Below are 22381 nucleotides of genomic sequence, written 5' to 3'. Positions count from 1 at the left end.
GAAATCAAAAGGAAGAGAAAGAAGTACATACCTTCATTCCTGAATATATTCGTTTGGCAGAAGCAGAGGCGAATTGGTTGGAAGCAAATAAAAAAGGTAAAAAGGAAGACTTGGGTAATGGAAAATTTTGATTTTCGACAAATGAGAGTCGAAGATATTGAAGAGGTATATAAAATTGAAATGATGTCTTTTACTACTCCGTGGAGCAAAGAGGCGTTCTATAATGAATTAACACAAAATCGTTTTGCTTCCTATATGGTAATAGAGCATGAAAAGCATTTAGTGGGCTATTGTGGAGTATGGATTGTAGTAGATGAAGCTCATATAACAAATATTGCTGTTTTGCAAGAATTCAGAGGAAAAAAACTAGGAGAAAAACTGTTAAAAAGTATTATCCAGCAAGCAAAAAATAAGGGAGCCGTTACGATGACATTAGAAGTAAGAGTTTCCAATAAAGTGGCTCAAAATTTGTATAGAAAATTAGGTTTTCAAGATGGAGCAATCAGAAAAAGCTACTATACCGATAATAAAGAAGATGCATTAGTAATGTGGGTGAAAATATAATGACAAATGATATCTTGGTACTAGGAATCGAAACGAGCTGTGACGAAACAGCTGTATCAATAGTGAAAAATGGAACAGAAATTCTTTCAAATGTGGTTGCGTCTCAAATTGAAAGTCATAAACGATTTGGGGGGGTTGTCCCTGAAATTGCATCTAGACATCATGTAGAGCAAATAACTTTAGTAATAGAAGAAGCAATCAATCAGGCAAATATAGCATATGAAGATTTACAGGCAATAGCAGTAACAGAGGGGCCAGGGCTTGTTGGAGCGTTATTAATAGGAGTAAATGCTGCGAAAGCGATAAGTTTTGCACATGATATCCCCATTGTGGGGGTGCACCATATTGCCGGACATATTTATGCCAATCAGCTTGTTGATAACTTGGAATTTCCGTTACTCGCGTTAGTTGTTTCTGGTGGACATACTGAGTTAGTTTATATGAAAGAACAGGGGCATTTTGAAGTGATAGGAGAGACAAGGGACGATGCTGCGGGAGAAGCTTATGATAAAGTGGCACGTACATTGAACTTACCATACCCTGGAGGCCCTCATATTGATAGGTTAGCTCAAAGCGGAGAGCCAACTATTAAATTGCCTCGTGCCTGGATTGATGGTACGTATGATTTTAGCTTTAGTGGATTAAAATCAGCAGTTATCAACACTGTGCATAATGCGGAACAACGAGGAGAAACCATTAAGCCAGAGGATCTTGCAGCAAGCTTCCAAGCAAGTGTCGTAGAGGTCCTTGTTTCGAAAACGGTACAGGCAACAAAGGAATTTGCTGTTAAGCAGGTGCTTTTAGCAGGAGGAGTAGCAGCCAATAAAGGACTTCGTACAGCACTAGATCAAGCTTTTCAGTTATTGCCTGAAGTTAAGCTTAGTATTCCGCCGTTATCCTTATGCACAGATAACGCAGCAATGATTGCTGCTGCCGGAACTGTTTTTTATCAAAAAGGCCAAAGGGCAGGGTTGAATTTGAACGGTAATCCAGGTCTGGATATAACTATCCACAATTAATGAGAGGTAGGACTAAATCCCTGTAAGCAACAGGGGTTTTTATTGTGGATAATAGTGAAAAAATTTAGAAAACTGTGGATAATGTGGATTAATTCGCATTTAATTGTGGATAATGTGAATAAACATGTGGAAAGCTAGTATAATAGCTATTGTCCTGTGTATAAAAATGTGGAAAAAAAGAACTGGATAGAAATCTATCCAGTTCTTTTTACTTATCTGATAATTCCGTCCATTCTTCCATAAGCTGTTCTATTTGATTTTTATATGCTTCGGTATCCTTTGTAAGTTCAAACACCTTTTCGTGATCTTGAAAAACAGCTGGTTCACAAAGTAATTGTTCATTATCAGCAGCCTTTTGTTCTAGATCTTCAATCAACTTTTCAATTTCTTCAATTCTTCTTAAACGCTGTCGTTCCAATTTTTTTGCTTCTTTATCTAATTGATAGGAATTTTTATCTGTTTCTATGATTACTTCTTTGCTAACTGCAGCATTCGCCAGTTCTTGTAGTTCCTCTTGTTCTAGTTTTTTCTCCACATAATAATCATAGTCACCTAAAAATTCAGTAGAGCCTTCACGTTGCAGCTCTATTACCTTTGTAGCAATTCTATTAATGAAATATCTATCATGTGATACAAATAGAATGGTTCCAGGAAAATCAATCAAGGCGTTTTCTAATACTTCCTTGCTGTCTAAGTCAAGATGGTTAGTCGGTTCATCTAATATTAAAAGATTTGTGCGTTCCATCATTAATTTTGCTAAAGCGAGGCGAGCTTTTTCTCCACCGCTTAAAGAATGTACGATTTTAAGAACATCGTCACCAGAGAATAAGAAGTTTCCAAGTACGGTTCTTATTTCCTTTTCAGATTTAAGGGGAAATTCATCCCATAGTTCATTTAATACTCTTTTATTAGAAGAAAGCTCTGCCTGTTCTTGATCGTAATAACCTATCATCACATTAGAGCCAAGAGAAATGGATCCAGAAAAGTTTGGAATTTTAGAGATTATTGTTTTTAATAAGGTAGATTTCCCCACACCATTTGGTCCTACCAATGCAATACTGTCCCCGCGATTGATTTGGAAATCAATATTTTCTGCAACTATTTCTTCTTTATCATATCCAATGGATAAATCCTTTACCTTTATAACATCATTGCCACTCTGTTTTGCTATATCAAAACCAAACGTGGCAGACTTTTCTTCTCCGTCAGGACGATCCATTCGATCCATCCGGTCTAGTTTTTTTCGTCTGCTTTGTGCTCGTTTTGTAGTTGAGGCACGTGCTAAATTCTTTTGGATAAAGGATTCCAATTTTGCAATTTCATCTTGCTGTTTTTCATAAAGCTTCATTTCTCGTTCATAATTTTCTGCTTTTTGTTCAAGATAAGAGCTATAATTCCCGATGAATTTCTGAATATGATGTCTGGATAATTCATTCACTTGTGTTACTACTTTATCAAGGAAGTAGCGGTCATGAGATACGATCAGAACAGCTCCTTTATATCCTTGTAAATATTGTTCTAACCAAGATAATGTTTCAATATCTAAGTGATTGGTAGGTTCGTCCAAAATTAAAATATCTGGTGTGGTTAATAATAATTTCGCAAGGGCGAGTCTTGTTTTTTGCCCACCGCTTAAACTGGAAATCTTTGTGTTATAATCAAAAGAGCTGAAATTTAAGCCATGTAGAACAGAACGGATATCTGCTTCATATTGATAACCGCCGCTTTCTTTAAAGTCAAATTGTAATTTATCATACTCTTTCAGAATTTTTTCAAAGGTATTTGTTTGTGCAATGATATCAGGGTCTGACATTAAGGATTCTAATTTTCTAAGTTCGGCCTCTTGTGCTTGTACTGCTTTAAATACAGTAAGCATTTCTTCCCATATGGATAAAGTGGATTCAAGACCAGTATTTTGGGCGAGGTAGCCGATTTGTACGTTTTTAGGTTTAATTATTTCTCCAGAATCATAGGATAAATGACCAGCTATCATTTTTAAAAGGGTTGATTTTCCTGCACCATTTCTGCCGACAAGTGCTATTCTATCCCTAGTTTGTACTTCTAATTTTATATTCGATAAGATAAGATCAGCTCCAAAGTATTTGGATAACTGATTTACTTGTAATAAGATCATTTGCTTCACCTCAGATGATATGTATATTAAGTGTAACCTAAAGGGAAGCAATACTGCAATAAAGGTGAAATTTCTCTATGTGGAACTTGAATAATTTATCCATTTTTTCTTCATTTTCTTTACATGTGGATACCCTTTAATTCTCTTGAGATAGGATAGGATAGAAATAAAGGATAATAAATACACATTATAGGAAAAATAGTGTATCATTTTGCATAGAGGTGTTTTAAATGGGTGAATTTTCACACTTTAACAAAGATGGTAGAGCGAATATGGTAGATATAAGCAATAAACATGAAACCGTTCGCACTGCAATAGCGAAATCTAGTATTAAAGTAAATCAAGAAATATATGAAAAAATAACGAAGCAAACAATAAAAAAAGGAGATGTTTTAGCGGTTGCCCAGGTTGCAGGTATTATGGCAGCTAAGAAAACATCTGATCTTATCCCGATGTGTCACCCCATTCCTTTAACAGGTCTAGATATTTCATATACATGGCAAGAAGAAGAGTTCCAATATTATACTTTGGCGATTATGGTGAAAGTAAAAACAGTGGGAAGCACAGGTGTAGAAATGGAAGCCTTAACAGCTGCTTCTGTTACTGCGTTAACTGTATATGATATGTGTAAAAGTATTGATAAAGGAATGGAAATTGGCAAAACTTACTTAATAGAAAAAGCCGGTGGCAAAAATGGTGATTTTAAAAGAATAGATGAATAGTCATCTAAATAAAAAATGGATAAAAAGAAGTTAAATAAAACAGGTAGGGGATAAGCATGAGTAATGAGGTAATGAAGATTCCGCAAGCAACTGCCAAGCGGTTACCATTATATTATCGATTTTTAAAAAACTTACATTCTTCAGGGAAGCAGCGTGTTTCTTCTGCTGAATTAAGTGAAGCAGTTAAGGTTGATTCTGCAACAATTAGAAGAGACTTTTCTTATTTTGGCGCATTAGGAAAAAAAGGATACGGGTATAATGTGAATTATTTACTTTCTTTTTTCCGCAAAACATTGGACCAAGATGAGTTGACAAAAGTAGCATTAATAGGTGTTGGTAATTTAGGTGTAGCCTTTTTAAAATATAATTTTTTGAAAAATAATAATACAAAAATTGAAGTCGCATTTGATATTGTAGAAGATAAAGTAAATGAAAAAATCAGTGATGTCACTATTTATCATATGGATGATTTGGAAAAGGTAATTAGAGAAAATGACATTCAAGTAGCTATCCTAACGGTTCCGGCAACTGTTGCTCAGACAATTACAGATCGTTTGGTAAATAGTTCTATAAAAGGAATTCTTAATTTTACTCCTGCTAGATTAAGTGTACCTTCTAATGTAAGAATCCATCATATTGATTTAGCTGTGGAACTGCAGTCCCTTGTTTACTTTTTAAAGCATTATCCTACTCAGGCTGTGGATGAATAATAAAAAGGCGTATTCTTATGTGAATACGCCTCAAGCTGCCTGCTCTTTTGTATAAGAGGTTGTTCAAAAAGTCCGGTAAAAATGACACATCGAATTTCTTCGTTGGTTTGCTTCTCCGCTTCTCACGTATTCAAAACGAAAGGATCTTCCACTAAAAGCGCTCACGTCCTGTGAGCAACGCGGAAGTCACCACATCCTGTGAAAGGCCGATGCTCGGGAGCAAACCGCCTCGAACTTCTCGGTCCTTTTTGAACACGCACTATAAGCTTATTTTTTATTTTTTGGCTTTTTTTTGACAAAATAATGAAAAGCGATAAGCCTGATGCCTGAACCAATATCAAATGTTGCTAGTAAGATTAACACATATGTAAGAAAACCCCACTCCTTATTTGTTTGGATATTCTGGATAGCGAAATATGTAAATAATGCCCCTAATAAGATATATAAAAACCCTGAAAGTAAAGCAGATTGCCTCATCTAAAATCCTCCAATAAAATGTGAAATCTGGTTTGATTGCTCTAACCATTTTTGTAAATGCTCTTGATTTAACTGAATAATAACGACAAGTGTATTCATGGATACATGCGCAAAAATAGGGATAAGAATTCTTTTCGTTTTTACATATAAAAAGGCAAAGGTAAATCCCATGCTTGTATATAAAAGAATATGAACAAGCTCGCTATGTGCAATTGCAAAAATCACGGAACTGATTAATGCCGATAAAAAGAAATTTAAACGCTTGTATAAAGCACCAAATATAATTTTCCGAAAAACAATCTCTTCTAATATGGGGCCAATTATACTGATTACGATGATGATTATTGGCGAAAACTCCACTATTTTCATTAAACGTGCTGTATTTTCCGAACCAGCATTGATGCCAAATAAATTTTCAACCATGCCTGCCATGCTTTGTGCAAATAAGGAAAGAAAAATTCCCCCAATCGCCCAACCAATGGAAGTACTGATATTTGCAGCTTCATTGCGAAGAGGAGTGGTCACTTCTTTGCGCAATAGCACCAAGGTAATAATTAACGTAACAGCAAAGCTGAATAAGAGCCAAATGACTACTCCAGGTAACTGGATAGCTTCTTTTTGATACCCAAATAATGATCCGATTAAATAAATAAGAGGCAGTCCGATAAGAGATGAGAACTGCATGCCGATATATGCAAGTAAGATAATCCAATATTCCTTTTTCACTTATAATATGCTCCTTTTAGTAATGCATTTATCCTTATTGTTTTAACATATAAGAGGTTATTCAAAAAGTCCGGTAAAAATGACACGTCGAATTTCTTCGTTGGCTTCACTTTTCCGCTTCTCACGTATCAACTAGAGGATCTTCCACTAAAAACGCTCACGTCCTATGAGCAACGTGGAAGTCATCACATCCTGTGAAAGGGCGATGCTCAAAGTGAAGCCGCCTTGAACTTCTTGGTCCTTTTTATCCTCCTTTTTGAACACGCACTATAAGATAATTAGTAGAAATATGCAGTTCTGTTTACATACACTTTCTTAATGAACAAGCGAAAGAAAATATTCATACTCTTTATTGTACTAATAAGTAGCTATATGTTTCAAATAGAAGCTATTAAAAAGAATAAATGAATAAAACAAAAGAAGTAGTATATACTCTTTAAAGGCAAATTAAGGTGAAAAGAATGAAATTTGTAAAAAATAAGGCGTGACTCTTGCAAAATGGAAGAAGATTAATTAATATAATACTTGTGTTAGCACTCAAGGGAAACGAGTGCTAATAAATAATAAATCAATTACATATTATTTGAGGAGGTTGTTTCACTTGTTAAAGCCATTAGGAGATCGTATAATTATCGAGCTTGTTGAAACAGAAGAAAAAACTGCAAGTGGTATTGTGTTACCAGACTCTGCTAAAGAGAAGCCTCAAGAAGGTAAAGTAGTAGCTGTAGGTACTGGCCGCGTATTAGATAACGGCGAGCGAATCGATCTTGAAGTTTCTGTTGATGATCGCATCATCTTCTCAAAATATTCTGGAACAGAAGTGAAGTATGAAGGAAAAGAATATTTAATTCTTCGCGAAAGTGATATTTTAGCAATCGTAGGCTAATATCAAATAACGTAAAGATTGATGGAAAAAAACATAAATGAAAGAAAATAGATAAAAAATTCGAGGAGGCTTTACAAAATGGCTAAAGACATTAAATTTAGTGAAGAAGCACGTCGTTCCATGCTCCGTGGTGTGGACGCACTTGCGAATGCTGTTAAAGTAACACTTGGACCTAAAGGACGCAACGTTGTATTAGAGAAAAAGTATGGTTCTCCACTTATTACAAATGATGGCGTAACAATTGCAAAAGAAATTGAACTAGAAGATGCATTTGAAAACATGGGTGCAAAACTAGTAGCAGAAGTTGCTAGCAAAACAAATGATGTTGCAGGTGACGGAACAACTACTGCAACAGTACTTGCACAAGCAATGATCCGTGAAGGATTAAAAAACGTTACTGCTGGAGCTAACCCAATGGGTATCCGCAAAGGGATGGATAAAGCAATTTCTACTGCAATTACAGAGCTTAAAGCTATTTCAAAACCAATTGAAGGCAAAGCATCCATTGCACAAGTTGCTGCAATCTCAGCTGCTGATGAAGAAGTCGGCCAAATTATTGCAGAAGCAATGGAACGTGTTGGCAACGATGGTGTTATCACAATTGAAGAATCAAAAGGCTTCACTACTGAATTAGATGTGGTTGAAGGTATGCAATTCGATCGTGGATATGTATCTCCTTACATGGTTACAGATTCAGATAAAATGGAAGCTGTTCTAGACAATCCTTATATCTTAATTACAGATAAAAAGATTTCTAATATCCAAGAAATCCTGCCAGTACTTGAGCAAGTAGTACAACAAGGCAAACCATTATTAATTGTTGCTGAAGATGTGGAAGGCGAAGCAAGCGCTACATTAGTAGTGAACAAACTTCGTGGAACATTTACTGCAGTAGCAGTTAAAGCTCCTGGATTTGGAGACCGTCGTAAAGCAATGTTAGAAGATGTTGCTATTCTTACTGGCGGAGAAGTAATTACTGAAGATTTAGGTTTAGATCTTAAATCTGCAACGATTGACTCTCTAGGCCGTGCTGCAAAAATTGTTGTTACAAAAGAGAACACAACAATTGTAGAAGGTGCTGGCGATTCAGAACAAATCGCTGCTCGCATCAACCAAATCCGTGCTCAAATGGAAGAAACAACTTCTGAATTTGACCGTGAAAAACTACAAGAACGTCTTGCTAAACTTGCAGGCGGAGTAGCAGTAGTAAAAGTTGGAGCAGCTACTGAAACGGAATTAAAAGAACGTAAACTTCGTATTGAAGATGCATTAAACTCTACTCGTGCTGCTGTAGAAGAAGGTATCGTAGCAGGTGGTGGAACAGCACTTCTTAACGTATACAATAAAATTGCTGCTATCGAAGCAGAAGGCGACGAAGCAACTGGTATCAACATCGTATTGCGCGCAATCGAAGAACCAGTTCGTCAAATCGCACACAATGCTGGTCTTGAAGGATCTGTTATTGTAGAGCGCTTAAAACATGAGCCAGTTGGAACAGGATTCAACGCTGCAAACGGTCAATGGGTAAACATGATCGAAAGCGGAATCGTTGACCCAACAAAAGTTACACGTTCAGCACTTCAAAACGCTGGATCTGTTGCTGCTATGTTCTTAACAACAGAAGCAGTAGTAGCTGACAAACCAGAACCAGCTGGATCAGCTCCTGCAATGCCTGATATGGGCGGCATGGGTGGAATGGGCGGCATGATGTAAATTTAACCACTCCTAAACGAGAACTGGTTAATTGCATTTCCCGACCAAACTGAAAACTGGTCACGTTAATCAATTATTTCTAAAGAAAAGACTACTTCCTAAAAACAAGGAGGTAGTCTTTTTGTGTTGTTGAAATTTTCCTTTTAAAGATTTTTTTCGAACAATGACGAGTGTTAAGTTTATATATATGGATTATAAGGTTACAAATGTTATTAAAGAAACTCTGGTTTTATGAAGAGTAGATCTCCTTTCTCTCTCTCGTTTAATTAATACAAAGTTAAATGAAGAAAATAATTTTTATAAAAAGGTGAGCTGTTAAATCTGTCCTTCTTACGTTATTGCTTTAACTTGAGAAAATAGGGTGTTTTGTATATATTCAAAGGTTTTCATCTACTTTTATCGAATTAAAGGTTAAAACACAGAAAAAGGGTGGAATTTATGAGGGAGATAATTAGTTATTACAATCAATTTGATGAGTGGGGAAGACTTGAGCGTGAACCGATTGAGTTTCAAGTAAATTGGCACTATATAAAAAAATATTTACCCATTACAGGATGCATACTTGATAATGGTGCAGGACCTGGTAAATATTCCATTGAACTGGCTAAAGAAGGATATAATGTAACTTTAACAGATTTAACACCTAGGTTTGTTGAAATTGCTGAAAATAAAGCACAGGAACTTGATTTAATTGGGCAATTTAATGGCTTTTTTGAAGCTGATGCTAGAGACCTTCACATGATTAATAATAAACAGTTTGACGCTTCATTAATGCTAGGTCCTATGTATCACATACAGGAAGAAAATGACCGAATTAAAGCAATGAAGGAGTTACATAGAGTTACTAAAAAAAATGGAATTGTTTTTGTTGCATATATGTCTAGAGTCAGACACATATTAACTTCACTTTTATACCCTGAAAACTGGAAACCGAACAATAGCATGAAAAATATACAAAAGTTTTCACAATCTGGATGTTTTAATCACGATGATGAAGGAAGATTTACTGGTGCTTATTACTTTAATATTAATGAAATAAATCCTTTTATGGAAGAACAAGGGTTTGAAAGCTTAGAATTAATAGGCTCAAATGTAGGTGCCATTTTAAATAATGATAGTTGGAGTTACTGGAAAAACAAAGGTGAGAATGAACTGAAAGAAATTATAAACTTAATTAAGGAAAAAGCAACAGACCCCTACATTCTAGGTATTTCAACTCACTTGCTCTACATTGGAAGGAAGAAATGAGCTAAATATTAAGGGGAAGACTTAAGGATAATTTATATTCTCAAGTTTTTTTAAAAATAATTGAATATTTAATAATATAGTAAGTTTTCTCACGGTTATCATTGTCGTCATTGTGGAAGTATGTCAGTAGTTCTTTATGGTAAGCGAAATGGACGCCAACGTTATAAGTGTAAAGATTGTCTTAAATTTAGCTGTGATTTAACAAATTCTCCTATGTATCGTTCAAAAAAGGTAGACAAATGGATTGCATTTATTGAATGTATGTTGAAGGGGCTATCTCTTCGTAAAACTGCCGAAATAATTGGCATCACTCACGTAACTGCTTTTTACTGGAGAAATAAAGTGTTGTCTGCTCTTGCAAAAGAAAGTATCGGCACATTTGAAGGAATAGTAGAAGTAGATGAAACTTATTTCTTAGAAAGTCATCCCTAACCTACCTACAAACATTTTGGAACAATCTGAAAAGAGGTTGTTCCTTTTTCCACTTATACTCTAGAATACAGACGATCATAAAAAAGTTATATTTTTCAAACCGAATGAAGGGTAGCTTCGTCTAAGATATATGAGGGGGTGACAACTAGATGAATGAACTAAATCAATTGGCGGTGACAGATGAAACGATGCTGGATGAGCGTGAGCAGATCATTGATCAATTAATGCGTGAATACAGCGATGATATCCTGCATCTTGTATATACATATGTAAAAAACCGAACCATAGCAGAAGATTTAGCACAAGAGATATTTATAAAGTGTTATGAAAAATTAAATCAATTTAATCAGCAGTCAACAATAAGAACTTGGCTATATCGCATTGCGAGTAATCATTGTAAGGACTATTTAAGAAGCTGGCATTATCGCAAAATAACGCTTAGCAATAAAGTATTTGACCATATCCCTTCTAAGTCAAAACAGGTGGAAGAGGAGGTTATCAAGCATAGTGAAGAAAATAGCTTAACGAATGCCGTCATGAATTTGCCTCTAAAGTACAGAGAAGTCGTATTTCTACATTATTATGAAGAACTGTCTTTAAAAGAGATAAGCAAGATTACTTCAGTAAATATAAATACATTAAAAACGAGATTAAAGCGAGCGAAGGAATTATTAAAAGACAAGATGATAGAGGAGGTTTAGGAGATGAATGATGCATTTAAGAACCTGAAGAGTTCGATGGAAAAATCAATATTCAAGGATTTTTCTTTTTCTAATGAAAGAAAAAATGCCGTGCGTGAAGCCATTCGTACGAATCAGCAATCACAATTTCATACAGAAACCATTATAGCTATATTAGAATCTGTTCAGCATGAATCAAAGGATGGTTACAATATTTCCGTCCAACTTTTTCAAAAAAATGAATCTGCTTTCCAAAAAAATGAAGGGCAGCTTTATACACTGCTACATCTATTAGAAAATAAAGAAGTGCTTACTTCAAATTGGATAAATAACAAGAAATATTATTCTTTAAACTCCAAAGGTAAAAAATACTTAGCTACTCATAAACAAGATACCAATAAACAAGGATTATCCCTTAATCCCTTCATAACGGAGGCATCTTTATGAGTTCTCCCAAATTTGAAGAATTTTTAAGCAAAGTCACTTCCAAAGTCAAATCTACGGAGGCCCACAACAGGATAACTAAAGAGCTTACTCATCATCTGCAAGAGTTAAGTCAATCTTACAAAAAAAGAGGGTTTTCTGAAGAAGATTCAGATGAAAAGGCCATTCAAGAAATGGGAAATCCATTTATTATTGGAGAGAAATTAAATCACCTTCATAAGCCAAAAATGGATTGGATTCTAATTGTTTTATTTGTTATTTTTGCTAGTATCAGTTTTCTCCAGTTAGTTGGTGGAATTCCTGGTTTTTCATCATCAATCACCCATATTATGGGGAGACAAGCTATCTGGTACTCCTTAGCTGCTCTTGTAATTATTGGGTTTCTTTTCTTTAATTATCAAAAATCAAAAAATTGGTGGATGCACTTTTATGCTATCGGCTTGTTCATTCACGTATATCTCTATTTATTTGGATATACGGTCAACGGAGCAAAAAGATGGATTTCACTTCCAGGCCTAACGGTCGATGGCACTATATTGAGTTTATTTTTCTTTTTCCTGGCTTGGGCCGGTATTTTTAACAAAATAAATGAGTTTCGCAGTTGGAGAAAACAAGGATTTCTTCTTGTTATATTTTGGATTCCCATATTGCTCTACATGCTAGTGCCAAACTTTATGGTTGGAGTCATTTACTTTTTCTGTTTACTAGGAATGTTTACATTTGCACGTGTTCATAAGAAATTAGCTATCAACCTAGTCGTATCAAATCTAGTGGCTGGTATCATCTTCATCATTATGATTATTACTACGACCTCACACCAAAGTTATTTTCTTACTAGATTATCTACTTTTATAAACCCAAATGCCGATCCAAATGGAGCCGGATATATATATATGGTCGTTAGGAATGTCCTTGCAGAAGCGGGATGGTTCGGTAACGGACTTAATAATGATTTCAAATTCCAATTGTTGCCAGAATCACATACAGATTTTGCTTTCCCCATCCTCGTCTATTCTCTTGGTTGGACATTCGGAATCGCTCTTTGTTTGGTTCTGCTGATTTTTATTTTAAGAATCTCAAATAATGCATTTAAAACAAAAGATCTTTATGGGAGATTAATCGTAATCGGTGGTGCTGTATTATTTGCCGTTCCTACTACTTGGAATATATTGATGGCCTTTGGAATCGTGCCCATCATGGAAGTTTCCCTGCCGTTTATTAGTTATGGAGGAAGTGCAATCCTCTTTTACGCTGCTGTTTTAGGGCTCATTTTAAATGTTTATCGAAGAAAGGATATTGTAGAACCCACGATAGCAGATGATATAAACATTTAAAGTCAAAAATCGGAATGATGAGAAAAAGGGCGACAGCTAAATAATAGTTGTCGCCTTTTTCTTTTATGGAAAAGAAAACCCTAGGCTAGGCCTAGGGTTCTAAAAAGCTTATAGCGTGGTATTAAAAAAACTCTTCCGAGATGCTAAAATATTTTTGGTTCGCCAACCAAAATATCAGCATACGGAGGAGTTTTTATGTCAAAAGACAATAATAGTTTAGCACACACAACATGGAATTGTAAGTACCACATAGTGTTTGCCCCGAAATATAGAAGACAAGTAATTTATGGGAAAATCAAAAAGGATATCGGGGAAATATTGCGTAGGTTATGTGAAAGAAAAGGTGTAGAGATTATCGAAGCAACAGCATGTAAAGATCATGTGCATATGTTAGTAAGTATTCCACCGAAGTTAAGTGTGTCAGCATTTGTAGGATATTTAAAAGGAAAAAGTAGTTTGATGATATTCGATCGTCACGCAAATTTGAAATACAAATATGGAAACCGAAAATTTTGGTGTACGGGATATTATGTGGATACAGTTGGAAGAAACAAAAAGGTAATAGAAGAATATATACGAAATCAAATTCAAGATGATATAGTCGCAGAACAATTAACGATGATGGAATACATGGATCCATTCACAGGCGAAGAGGTAAAGAAAAAGAGACGAAAGTAAGCAGAAGGCCTTTGAGGTCTGGCCAGTAGAAGTAGTACACTTGGCGAACCATTCAGTTGCCCTTTAGGGTTTGGTCAGTAACAAAGGCTTTCAGCCGTAGAGCAAACCACCCGTTATCACGGGTGGTTTTGATTAATCTCAAAGTACCGGTAATTGAAATAATTGGTTTTATTAATGAGAAAAAATTTAGTTATTCCATAAAATGGCGCGATTGTGGAATAAGCGTCTCAATTCTTCTAGGGAATTGAATTTTACAATAAATGATGCATTATACTCAAGTAGATTATAATAGTGATACACAAAGTTATGACGGGTGGAATTTTAGGAGTTAGCCTAAAATTCCACTCTTTTTTATTAGTTACATTTTCAAATAAGAATTAAAAAATGTTTATGTAGAAAGCAAAATGAATATATTTTGCTTTCTACTGGTTATTCTATATGAGTTTTTTCATTAATTCACTAAATTTATCGGCAGCTTCTGTCTTCATTTTCTTTGTTACATGAAAATATACTTTTTTAGTTACGTCATCATCTTGGTGACCGAGTCGATTCATAATTTCTTCAAGACCTACTCCTGCTTCAGCCAAAAGCGAGGTATGTGTATAATCTGTTCAAGAGATACACTGGCTTCGGCAAGAAGTGATGTATGTGTATTCTTAATGAAAGTGGTGTGAAATAAGGATTTAGTTTTGCCATCCTAAGCAGCTGCCTCCTTTTTGATTGGAAAACCGCTTTTGCTTACCTGTTACTGGTTCAATTCCGATATCAACGACAAATGCCCATTTAGAAACATACAAGCAATTTTTCTTCTTGCAGGTACAGTCTCCTTCTGTAGAAATGTCCTGTCACTTCATTGAATGACCTTGCTTTGTATCTGTTTTTATTCAATTGTCCATTCTGCTCGTCTTAAAAGCGAATAATTCGTTATTGTAACAAAGAGATGTAAAGTAAAACTATTTTATAATAAAAAAAATGGAAATGTTATTAAGATATATTAAAGGGTATGTGTTCTTGAGGTAAATAAATGCATGAAATATTTGATAAAATGAATATAGAAGTTATTACTTCGCAAAGTGGTACAAATGTTATGGGAACAAGTTCGAAAAGCATACCCAGATAAATGGGTTGTAATGGAGGCAATTAAAGCGCATTCAGAGAGTAATATCGAATAGTAGATGAAATAGCCGTAATAGATTCTTTTGATGACTCAATGGAGGCATTTCGGCGACATCATGAATTACACAAGCAAAAGCCTAACCGTGAACTTTACTTTTTCCATACCTCTAGAAATAATCTCGATATACGGGAGAAAAAATGGACAGGTCTTAGAAAAATATGATAAAGATCAAAGAATTATCAGAACTACCATTTATAGAGGCTACTGTAACTTTTCGCGGGCAGAGCTTAAAATTAGAAAATGTTCTCCTTGATAGCGGCTCTGCTGGAACCATCTTTAATGTGAATAAACTTGAGGAAAAAGGGGTTAAACCAGAAGCAAATGATATAACACAAACCATTCAAGGAGTCGGCGGACTTGAGTTTGTTTACACAAAGAATATAGATCAAATCTCTATCCATGAAGAATTAGCAATTAAAAACTTCAACGTTGAGTTGGGTTCGATGGACTATGGTCTTGATATTGATGGTATTATCGGATTTGATTTCATTTCATTTCATGAAGGAAGCGGGTCTTATTATTGACTTGCAAAGACTTAGAATATCTATAAAGTAGATTCCGCTTGAAAGGGAGATTTAGTGTCCTTATTTAAGTACACTAAATAAAAACGCTAAGTAAAATATACACTAAAGTTGTCAGTTTACAATCAGCATCATTACTTCCATTTCTAACATTTTGCTAACATAGATAATTTTAAAGAGGCTTCTCATAAGTTGACTAAACTTATGAGAAGCCTCTTTATCAAATGAAAGGCGAGATCAGTTACTAAATTTGTTACAAAAGCAGAAAGCTAGGAAACTAATCAATTTCCTTAGTTTCCAACAACTTATCTTATCATTCTTCTGAGCGTTCTCCAAAAGCCTCCGGAATCATCGTAAATCCTTCAATGACTGTATTTTCTTCCACTTCGATCATCAGATAACGTTTTCCGCTTAATTCTACTTGTTTAACGTACTTTAAATCTGGTGGACTAATTGAAATGTTGGCAATTTTGGTGCTGATTTTAATAGATTTGGAAGTGAATTTTGGCAGGATGTTACTTGCCTTGATCTCATATTTGTCATCATCAATAATTTTTTTGAAGGCAGTTTCTACCTTTTCTGAGCTTATCTCTTCAAGGCCGCTCATTTTTAGAACTTGCTCGATGTCTTTTGAATCTAATTTTGGTTGTTCTTCCTCTTCATTTTCTACGATCATCCGATTAATTTCTTCATAGACATTGGAGAGGGAGGAAGTGTTTAATTGATCTCCAGTTACGTCTTTAATGATTTCTTCAAATACTATTTTATCGTCTTGGGCGGTCATTATTTCTTCGCCATTTAATACTTCTTCAATAAATTGGTAATCTGGTTCATGAACCTTGCCTGCTGCATACAGGATGTGGTTAACATCTGCTGCATTGTCTGTAAAGCAAGGGAAGAGAAATCCTGCCATTGGAGATTGGAGGTTAATAATTGGGTCAACTACAATATTGTACTTAAACTCTTTCTCTACATAGTCAAAAAGCAGTTCTTTTTTTGGCTCTTGTGTATTATTTATGCTGCATAAAATAAAGGGATGGGAATAAACCGCATCTCGTCCACCCATTTCGCTCTCTTCATTGCGGCGTTTCGTTGGCTTGTAATATTCTCCGTGAATGAATGTGATAACAATATCTTTCTCATATTGTCTACTTGCAAGCATTTTGTCTACCATTTGCAGCATTTGCTCTTTCCAAGTATCTACGTCATTGCTAAGTAATCCCTGGTGTAAAATAAGCTGACTGTTATTTTCAGCATCCCTTTGAAACTTTAATTCAAAAAGCTTCTCATCCAATTGACCAGCAAGCAGCTTTTTAAAGTTATTCAAAAATAATTCTTGCTGATCTTGGTCAAGCATGCCAAATGGCTGGCTTTGGTAATGATAAATGTCACTTGATTCCTTCATGATATACACATTAAAAATGTCAGAGATTCTAAGTAAATCATTGTTTATTTTAAATTGTTTTCGAATATTTGCTACATCTTTCTTGTTCATGTTTTTTTACACTCCTAAGCTAACCCGATTGCATTTCTAGGAAAAATATAAATATTTTCTAACTTCTAGCAATTTATTTTACCATATTTACTTTGTGGATTATAAGAAAATAAAGGGGAACGGCATTTTTTACAGGGGGGATTAGATAGAAAAGAACTTAAGGGGTTTTAATAGAAAGCAGTACGCTATAATAGGGTTAAAAACCATTTCCTATATAAATTAGAAGTGGTTTTTGTGCTGTTAAATTTAGTGAAAACTGAGGTAATAGTTTTTATAAGGTAGATAGTATAAGATTTCTTCCGAGCTGTTCAACGCGCTTGCGCTTTTCTGGTTTGTAAGGGAAAATTCTCTCCTTTTCAAACAAATCGAATAAATGACGGAATAGGTGTATATGTATTAAATAGGTTTTATTTTGTCAGATTTTCTTCCAATATTATCCCTTGTATTTCCACGTATAATCCGAAAATAAAGGATTATTAGGGGTATGGGGAGGTTGGGTGCTAAATGGAACCTTACATTCACTATTTCGCCATTATCCTCATCAATTGGTGATGTTCCCTTGCAACTATTTGCGAGCATGTTACGATAAAAAACGTTGAAAAATGCAGAGCGGAAAACGAGAAACAACAAGTAGGAGGATATGCCTTGTTAGAACATAAAACGATAGCTTTTTTAGGTGCAGGATCAATGGCTGAATCGATGATTGCAGGAGTAATTGAAGCTGGCAAAATGCCTGCTGAAAGAATTTATGCAACGAATAAAAGCAATTTCGAAAGAAGACAGGAATTAACCAATAAATATGGTATCCATACAATTTCAAACGAGGAATTGCCATTTGAAAAAATAGATATGTTTATCTTGGCAATGAAGCCAAAAGGAGCAGCAGAAGCGTTATCTGCTATCAAAAATAAATTAAAGCCAAATCAAGTGATTATTTCTGTATTAGCGGGAATATCTACTGATTTTATGGAAGAACATCTTCAAGAGAAACAGCAGGTTGTTCGTGTGATGCCAAATACATCTAGTATGATTCAAGAATCAGCAACAGCGTTATCTGCTGGAAAATATACAGAATCAGAAAATATTGAAACGGTAAAAGAACTACTGGAATGCATGGGGAAAGTCTTCATCATTGACGAAGAACAAATGGATCTTTTTACAGGACTTGCAGGAAGCGGACCTGCTTACTTCTATTACCTAATGGAGAATATGGAAGCAGTTGGAGTACAAAATGGCATGAGTGAAGAGATGGTTCGAGAAATTATCGCACAAACCATATACGGAGCAGCAAAAATGGTCATGACAACAAAGGAATCGCCGACAGTTCTTCGCAAAAAAGTAACATCACCAAACGGAACGACCGCAGCAGGCTTACAGGCACTAAACACCTACAATGGCGGCGATGCTATTTCACAAGCAGTTTTTCATGCAGCAAAACGCTCCAAAGAAATAAGCAACGAACTTGGTGGAAAACTCATCACAAAATAGCTACCTACTTTAAAGGCCATATAAAAAGTAACGTTATTTTCTAGATAGATTGATATGTCTTTGAAAACCACAGCACAACTGCTCACCCATAGAAAGAGAGAGGGAGAGCTCCTATGAAAAAAGCAGATTCCACTTTTTTAGCAGGGAGCAGTTAGAATACACGAAGACTCTTATGGGATTAGCGGGACCGCAGGAGTGAGCAAAGCTCCGAGGAGGCTCGGCGCCCGCCCCATGGAAAGCGAAGTGTATTCTGACTGCGGACTCATTGAGAGAGCTATCCCTTTTTTAAGAGCAGCTATAAAAAAACAAAAACCAGGAGGAAGATAAAATGTCCGAAGAAGATAAACAGATAAAAAGAGTTGTAATTAAGATTGGAAGCAGTTCACTGACAAGCATGCATGGCGAAATCAGCCGCAAGAAACTAGAAAAACTAGTAGAGCAAATTGTCGCGTTGAAAGATGCAGGCTATGAGACAGCAGTTGTTTCATCAGGTGCAGTAGCAGCAGGCTATCGTAAGCTTGGCTGCATAAAACGTCCTACTGGATTGCCAGAAAAGCAGGCAGCAGCATCCATTGGCCAAGGGTTATTGATGGAATCTTACTCAGAACTCTTTTTATCTCATGGATATGTCGCTTCACAAATATTAATCACAAGAAGCGACTTCTCGGATGAAATCCGCTACGAAAACATGAAAAATACGTTAAATGTATTATTAGATCGTGGAATTATTCCAATCATTAATGAAAATGATACGGTTACAGTTGACCGTTTGAAATTTGGCGATAATGATACACTGTCTGCAAAGGTTGCAGCGCTTATTGATGCGGACCAGCTCCTTATTTTATCGGATATTAATGGACTTTATACAGAAAATCCTCATAAAAACCCAGATGCAAAAATGCTGGAGAAAGTATATTCTATTACTCCTGAGATTGAGGCAGCAGCTGGTGGATCTGATAGCTCTGTTGGTACAGGTGGCATGAAATCCAAAATCGCAGCATTTAAAATTGCGATGGCTTCAGGTATTCAATCCTTTTTAGGAAAAGCTGGGACACCGGATATTCTCATTGATGCTATACATGGAAATGCAAAAGGTACTTACTTTGAGTCAAAGCCAGATGCTTTTAATTTAGATCACGAACAGCAATGGATTGCCTTTCATTCAGGGCCTGAAGGAAAGATAATTATTAATCAACAGGCAAAGAGCAATATTATAAACGAAAAAATATGCATTACGTTAAAGGATATTGTAGACGTAAGCGGTAGTTTTGATGAAGGTGCAGTTGTACGGATTTTTGATGAATCAGCAGAAGAAATAGGGCTTGGAAGAATCAATTATTCAAGTGATGACTTAAGGAAAAAAGAGGAGAATGAACATCCTGTCATTGAACAGGAGTCCTTTGTTTATGCACGCGACTTTATGTCATTAGAGATAGTATAAAGAAACAGTTTAGAAGGGATTGGTGAAATGGATACATTGATTAAAACGACTACAGTAGAAGAACAAGCAAATGCAGCAAAAAAAGCAGCAAAAACACTCAGCATCCTTTCAACGGAAGAAAAAAATGATGCATTAAACATATTGGCTGATGTCCTTGAAAGTGAATTTGAATCTATCTTAGCAGCAAATGAAAAGGATCTGCAAAAAGGCAGAGAAAAAGGGTTAGATCAGGCATTTATGGATCGTTTAGTGCTTAATCGTGAACGTGTCTTTGATTTTGCTGATGGACTTCGTACGGTGGCTGAACTTGCTGATCCAGTAGGAGATGTGCTTTCTAGCTGGAAATTAGAAAATGGCCTGAAAGTGGAGGAAGTTCGAGTGCCTCTTGGCGTTATCGGAATGATTTATGAAGCGCGTCCAAATGTTACGGTTGATGCAGCAGGCCTTGCATTAAAATCAGGGAACGCTATTGTGCTGAAAGGTGGATCTTCTGCCATCTTTTCCAATATGGAAATTGTACGGATTATGCATAAGGCGCTTGAAAAGACCAAAATACCAAAAGAAGCGGTTCAATTTATTAGCACAACAGATCGTGAAGCGACCAAACAACTATTTACGATGAAAAACCATATTGATGTATTGATTCCTAGAGGAGGCGCTTCTTTAATCCAAACAGTTGTAGAAAATGCTACTGTTCCTGTGCTTGAAACCGGCGTTGGAAATTGTCATTTATATGTAGATAAAGAGGCTGACGTAGAAAAAGCATTAAATATTATTATTAATGCAAAAACAGACCGACCTGCTGTATGTAATGCGGCAGAAACATTAATCGTTGATAAAAAATGGCTAGACCGCAATAAAGAAGAGCTCGCTAAAACATTTAAAGAACATCACATCACTGTACATGGAGATGATGCAGCAGCAAATGCACTTTCAAATGTGCTGCCAGCGGATGAAAATGATTGGGCAAATGAATATTTAAGCCTAGATATAGCCGTTAAAACAGTCAGCAGTCTAGAAGAAGCAATTGAGCATATCGATCGATACGGTACAAAGCATTCAGAAGCGATTATTACAGAAAATCAAGAAACAGCGAAAAAATTTATGCAACTAGTCGATGCTGCTGCTTTATACCATAATGCTTCAACTAGGTTTACAGATGGCAGCGCCTTAGGATTTGGTGCTGAAATCGGAATTTCAACTCAAAAGCTTCATTCTCGTGGTCCGATGGGGCTCCTTGCATTAACAACTAGTAAGTATTTAATGAGTGGAAATGGGCAAGTCAGATAATATTTCTGTTAAAAACAATCGAATATTTTTTTGTAAAAAGGTTAATCAGTTTTTACTGGTTTCCTTTTTTTTATGGATAAAACTATAGTTGATACAAGAGAAATAGTTAATCCTATCCGTATTTTTTATTAACATGTATAATATTCTGTAATTGGCATTCATTTAGTCGGATAGGTGGAATCTCTCTTAAGATAACCCCCTTTATACGTCTCCTAAAAAGATTTTTGTTTACTGGAAACTTCAATTGAGCAGCACTATGTTAATAGAATAGAACTGATTTGATTCTAATTAAATGGAGGATAATATGGGGAGAGATATAGTGTATTTAGGAAATAAACTGTTAGAAAAGACACAGGAAATTGCTATTACCGTTCATACAGAAAGGTTGGCGGATGTCAGGGAAGAAGAACTGGAAGAATTAAAAAAAGTAGAAGCAGAAGTTATTGCTATTCGTGCTGGTTTCATCGCTATGTTTGGAGAGAGTTTACAAAATTATAATGATTTAAAAACCGCATATGATAAATTTTCAAAATGGGGCAAGGAAACAGGGAATATGTTTTGTATTCATGGAGTGCCATTAGATGAGGCGCTGAAAGATGTGTCTTTCTACAGACGAGCAATGTGGGAAGTCCTAAAAGCAGAAATAAAAGAAAAAAATATGTCGATAGATACGGTATTTGAAGTTGGAGAGATTATTGATCCATTATTAGATCATGCTCTTCATCATTTTAGTATATCTTATGTTAAATCCTATTCAGATGATCTTATTAATTCTAGGAAAGCATTTTTAGCATTATCTGTCCCTGTTGTTCCTATCACGGATAATATTGCAATATTGCCGATTATTGGCGACATTGATACAGAGAGAGCTCAATTTTTAATGGAAGAAACGTTAACTAAAACAAGAAAAATGGGGATATCCTATTTAATTATTGATATTTCAGGTGTAGTAATCATAGATACGATGGTAGCGAATGAATTGTTTAAGATAACAGATGCACTAAATTTGCTCGGAATTAAAACTGTGTTTGCTGGAATACGTCCAGAAATCGCACAAACAATGGTTAGTTTAGGTCTTGATATGAAAAAATTAGTTTTTAGGGCAAACCTTAAACAAGCATTGACCATACTAAATAAAGAGAATGAAATATAAAAGATACGACTAAAGAGAACGGTTTTCTGTCGTAAAAAAGGAAAAGATG

21 protein-coding genes and 1 pseudogene (1 of these 22 running past the window's edge) are annotated in these 22381 nt (G+C 35.5%); 18 read left to right on the top strand and 4 right to left on the bottom strand.

Features of this window, described 5'->3' with window-relative positions; all coding sequences use genetic code 11:
* The 3 genes in view from tsaB to tsaD are tightly spaced (each overlapping or abutting the next) and all read left to right on the top strand, a layout consistent with a single transcriptional unit that may run on beyond the window.
* Window positions 1–131, top strand: the final stretch of a protein-coding gene (gene tsaB, locus AC5LWL_RS21690; RefSeq protein WP_493436239.1) for a tRNA (adenosine(37)-N6)-threonylcarbamoyltransferase complex dimerization subunit type 1 TsaB. It extends 598 nt beyond the left edge of the window; only the last 131 of its 729 coding nucleotides appear in the window; its start codon lies beyond the left edge, outside the window; the stop codon is at window positions 129–131.
* On the top strand, window positions 118–564 hold the full coding sequence (gene rimI, locus AC5LWL_RS21685) for a ribosomal protein S18-alanine N-acetyltransferase (protein WP_493436238.1): 447 nt from the start codon (window positions 118–120) through the stop codon (window positions 562–564). The genes tsaB and rimI overlap by 14 nt, the downstream gene beginning before the upstream one ends.
* Entirely contained in the window at window positions 564–1583 is a 1020-nt protein-coding gene (gene tsaD / locus AC5LWL_RS21680; protein WP_493436237.1) for a tRNA (adenosine(37)-N6)-threonylcarbamoyltransferase complex transferase subunit TsaD, read from the top strand. Before rimI ends, tsaD begins: the two co-directional genes overlap by 1 nt.
* 208 nt (window positions 1584–1791) lie before the next feature.
* Here tsaD and AC5LWL_RS21675 read toward each other — a convergent pair whose 3' ends face one another.
* On the bottom strand, window positions 1792–3717 hold the full coding sequence (locus AC5LWL_RS21675) for an ABC-F family ATP-binding cassette domain-containing protein (protein ID WP_493436236.1): 1926 nt from the start codon (window positions 3715–3717) through the stop codon (window positions 1792–1794).
* A 230-nt stretch (window positions 3718–3947) separates the two neighbouring features.
* Between AC5LWL_RS21675 and moaC the strand changes: the two genes are divergently transcribed.
* Entirely contained in the window at window positions 3948–4439 is a 492-nt protein-coding gene (gene moaC / locus AC5LWL_RS21670; RefSeq protein ID WP_493436235.1) for a cyclic pyranopterin monophosphate synthase MoaC, read from the top strand.
* A 56-nt stretch (window positions 4440–4495) separates the two neighbouring features.
* Window positions 4496–5149 (top strand): redox-sensing transcriptional repressor Rex, encoded by a 654-nt coding sequence (locus tag AC5LWL_RS21665; RefSeq protein ID WP_493436234.1) that lies wholly within the window; start codon window positions 4496–4498, stop codon window positions 5147–5149.
* A 267-nt stretch (window positions 5150–5416) separates the two neighbouring features.
* Here the strand turns inward: AC5LWL_RS21665 and AC5LWL_RS21660 are convergent, their stop codons facing one another.
* Both AC5LWL_RS21660 and AC5LWL_RS21655 read right to left on the bottom strand, forming a co-directional pair.
* A complete protein-coding gene (locus tag AC5LWL_RS21660; protein ID WP_493436233.1) occupies window positions 5417–5626 on the bottom strand; it encodes a YdiK family protein in 210 nt (69 codons plus the stop codon).
* Entirely contained in the window at window positions 5627–6352 is a 726-nt protein-coding gene (locus tag AC5LWL_RS21655) for a CPBP family intramembrane glutamic endopeptidase (protein WP_493436232.1), read from the bottom strand.
* A 601-nt stretch (window positions 6353–6953) separates the two neighbouring features.
* On the opposite strand from AC5LWL_RS21655, the gene groES reads away from it, so the two are divergent.
* The 9 genes and pseudogenes from groES to AC5LWL_RS21610 all read left to right on the top strand — a co-directional run bounded on the left by groES (window position 6954) and on the right by AC5LWL_RS21610 (window position 15468).
* Window positions 6954–7238, top strand: coding sequence for a co-chaperone GroES (gene groES / locus AC5LWL_RS21650; RefSeq protein ID WP_493436231.1), 285 nt, complete (start codon window positions 6954–6956; stop codon window positions 7236–7238).
* Window positions 7239–7316: 78 nt separating this feature from the next.
* On the top strand, window positions 7317–8951 hold the full coding sequence (groL, locus tag AC5LWL_RS21645; protein WP_493436230.1) for a chaperonin GroEL: 1635 nt from the start codon (window positions 7317–7319) through the stop codon (window positions 8949–8951).
* A gap of 438 nt (window positions 8952–9389) precedes the next feature.
* Window positions 9390–10199 carry a class I SAM-dependent methyltransferase gene (locus AC5LWL_RS21640; protein ID WP_493436229.1) on the top strand — a complete coding sequence of 270 codons (810 nt, stop codon included), beginning with the start codon at window positions 9390–9392 and terminating at the stop codon, window positions 10197–10199.
* An 81-nt stretch (window positions 10200–10280) separates the two neighbouring features.
* Window positions 10281–10625 (top strand): annotated as a pseudogene (locus tag AC5LWL_RS21635) (transposase); the annotation flags it as partial.
* Between the two features lie 155 nt (window positions 10626–10780).
* A complete protein-coding gene (locus AC5LWL_RS21630) occupies window positions 10781–11332 on the top strand; it encodes a sigma-70 family RNA polymerase sigma factor (RefSeq protein ID WP_493436228.1) in 552 nt (183 codons plus the stop codon).
* 3 nt (window positions 11333–11335) lie between these two features.
* The gene (locus tag AC5LWL_RS21625; protein WP_493436227.1) at window positions 11336–11758 is read left to right on the top strand and encodes a PadR family transcriptional regulator; all 423 of its coding nucleotides are present in this window, start codon (window positions 11336–11338) and stop codon (window positions 11756–11758) included.
* Window positions 11755–13089 (top strand): FtsW/RodA/SpoVE family cell cycle protein, encoded by a 1335-nt coding sequence (locus tag AC5LWL_RS21620; RefSeq protein ID WP_493436226.1) that lies wholly within the window; start codon window positions 11755–11757, stop codon window positions 13087–13089. The genes AC5LWL_RS21625 and AC5LWL_RS21620 overlap by 4 nt, the downstream gene beginning before the upstream one ends.
* 195 nt (window positions 13090–13284) lie before the next feature.
* Window positions 13285–13767, top strand: coding sequence for an IS200/IS605 family transposase (gene tnpA, locus AC5LWL_RS21615; RefSeq protein ID WP_493434490.1), 483 nt, complete (start codon window positions 13285–13287; stop codon window positions 13765–13767).
* 1335 nt (window positions 13768–15102) lie between these two features.
* Entirely contained in the window at window positions 15103–15468 is a 366-nt protein-coding gene (locus AC5LWL_RS21610) for a retropepsin-like aspartic protease (protein ID WP_493436225.1), read from the top strand.
* 310 nt (window positions 15469–15778) lie between these two features.
* Here AC5LWL_RS21610 and AC5LWL_RS21605 read toward each other — a convergent pair whose 3' ends face one another.
* Entirely contained in the window at window positions 15779–16960 is a 1182-nt protein-coding gene (locus tag AC5LWL_RS21605) for a DUF4317 domain-containing protein (protein WP_493436224.1), read from the bottom strand.
* A 645-nt stretch (window positions 16961–17605) separates the two neighbouring features.
* On the opposite strand from AC5LWL_RS21605, the gene proC reads away from it, so the two are divergent.
* From proC to AC5LWL_RS21585, 4 genes are all read left to right on the top strand, one after another.
* Window positions 17606–18448: a pyrroline-5-carboxylate reductase gene (gene proC, locus AC5LWL_RS21600; protein WP_493436223.1), complete on the top strand. Its 843-nt coding sequence runs from the start codon at window positions 17606–17608 to the stop codon at window positions 18446–18448.
* A 328-nt stretch (window positions 18449–18776) separates the two neighbouring features.
* The gene (proB, locus tag AC5LWL_RS21595) at window positions 18777–19889 is read left to right on the top strand and encodes a glutamate 5-kinase (protein WP_493436222.1); all 1113 of its coding nucleotides are present in this window, start codon (window positions 18777–18779) and stop codon (window positions 19887–19889) included.
* Between the two features lie 27 nt (window positions 19890–19916).
* A complete protein-coding gene (locus AC5LWL_RS21590; RefSeq protein ID WP_493436221.1) occupies window positions 19917–21179 on the top strand; it encodes a glutamate-5-semialdehyde dehydrogenase in 1263 nt (420 codons plus the stop codon).
* Window positions 21180–21483: 304 nt separating this feature from the next.
* Window positions 21484–22332, top strand: a complete 849-nt coding sequence (locus tag AC5LWL_RS21585) for an STAS domain-containing protein (protein WP_493436220.1) — start codon at window positions 21484–21486, stop codon at window positions 22330–22332.
* Window positions 22333–22381 lie beyond the last annotated feature (49 nt).

The sequence above is a fragment of the Niallia sp. WK069_GA_01 genome (genome assembly GCF_983173855.1).
Note: the sequence above shows the minus strand (reverse complement) of the source record. Positions and strands in the feature narration are given on the sequence as shown.

Bases quoted from the DNA above. Each gene is read 5' to 3' on its own strand.
- AC5LWL_RS21610 (WP_493436225.1), top strand. From the start codon at position 15,103: ATGATAAAGATCAAAGAATTATCAGAACTACCATTTATAGAGGCTACT.
- moaC (WP_493436235.1), top strand. From the start codon at position 3,948: ATGGGTGAATTTTCACACTTTAACAAAGATGGTAGAGCGAATATGGTA.
- tsaD (WP_493436237.1), top strand. From the start codon at position 564: ATGACAAATGATATCTTGGTACTAGGAATCGAAACGAGCTGTGACGAA.
- AC5LWL_RS21660 (WP_493436233.1), bottom strand. From the start codon at position 5,626: ATGAGGCAATCTGCTTTACTTTCAGGGTTTTTATATATCTTATTAGGG.
- AC5LWL_RS21605 (WP_493436224.1), bottom strand. From the start codon at position 16,960: ATGAACAAGAAAGATGTAGCAAATATTCGAAAACAATTTAAAATAAAC.
- AC5LWL_RS21585 (WP_493436220.1), top strand. From the start codon at position 21,484: ATGGGGAGAGATATAGTGTATTTAGGAAATAAACTGTTAGAAAAGACA.
- AC5LWL_RS21625 (WP_493436227.1), top strand. From the start codon at position 11,336: ATGAATGATGCATTTAAGAACCTGAAGAGTTCGATGGAAAAATCAATA.
- AC5LWL_RS21640 (WP_493436229.1), top strand. From the start codon at position 9,390: ATGAGGGAGATAATTAGTTATTACAATCAATTTGATGAGTGGGGAAGA.
- AC5LWL_RS21620 (WP_493436226.1), top strand. From the start codon at position 11,755: ATGAGTTCTCCCAAATTTGAAGAATTTTTAAGCAAAGTCACTTCCAAA.
- rimI (WP_493436238.1), top strand. From the start codon at position 118: ATGGAAAATTTTGATTTTCGACAAATGAGAGTCGAAGATATTGAAGAG.
- AC5LWL_RS21675 (WP_493436236.1), bottom strand. From the start codon at position 3,717: ATGATCTTATTACAAGTAAATCAGTTATCCAAATACTTTGGAGCTGAT.
- AC5LWL_RS21590 (WP_493436221.1), top strand. From the start codon at position 19,917: ATGGATACATTGATTAAAACGACTACAGTAGAAGAACAAGCAAATGCA.
- AC5LWL_RS21630 (WP_493436228.1), top strand. From the start codon at position 10,781: ATGAATGAACTAAATCAATTGGCGGTGACAGATGAAACGATGCTGGAT.
- tnpA (WP_493434490.1), top strand. From the start codon at position 13,285: ATGTCAAAAGACAATAATAGTTTAGCACACACAACATGGAATTGTAAG.
- proB (WP_493436222.1), top strand. From the start codon at position 18,777: ATGTCCGAAGAAGATAAACAGATAAAAAGAGTTGTAATTAAGATTGGA.
- groL (WP_493436230.1), top strand. From the start codon at position 7,317: ATGGCTAAAGACATTAAATTTAGTGAAGAAGCACGTCGTTCCATGCTC.
- AC5LWL_RS21665 (WP_493436234.1), top strand. From the start codon at position 4,496: ATGAGTAATGAGGTAATGAAGATTCCGCAAGCAACTGCCAAGCGGTTA.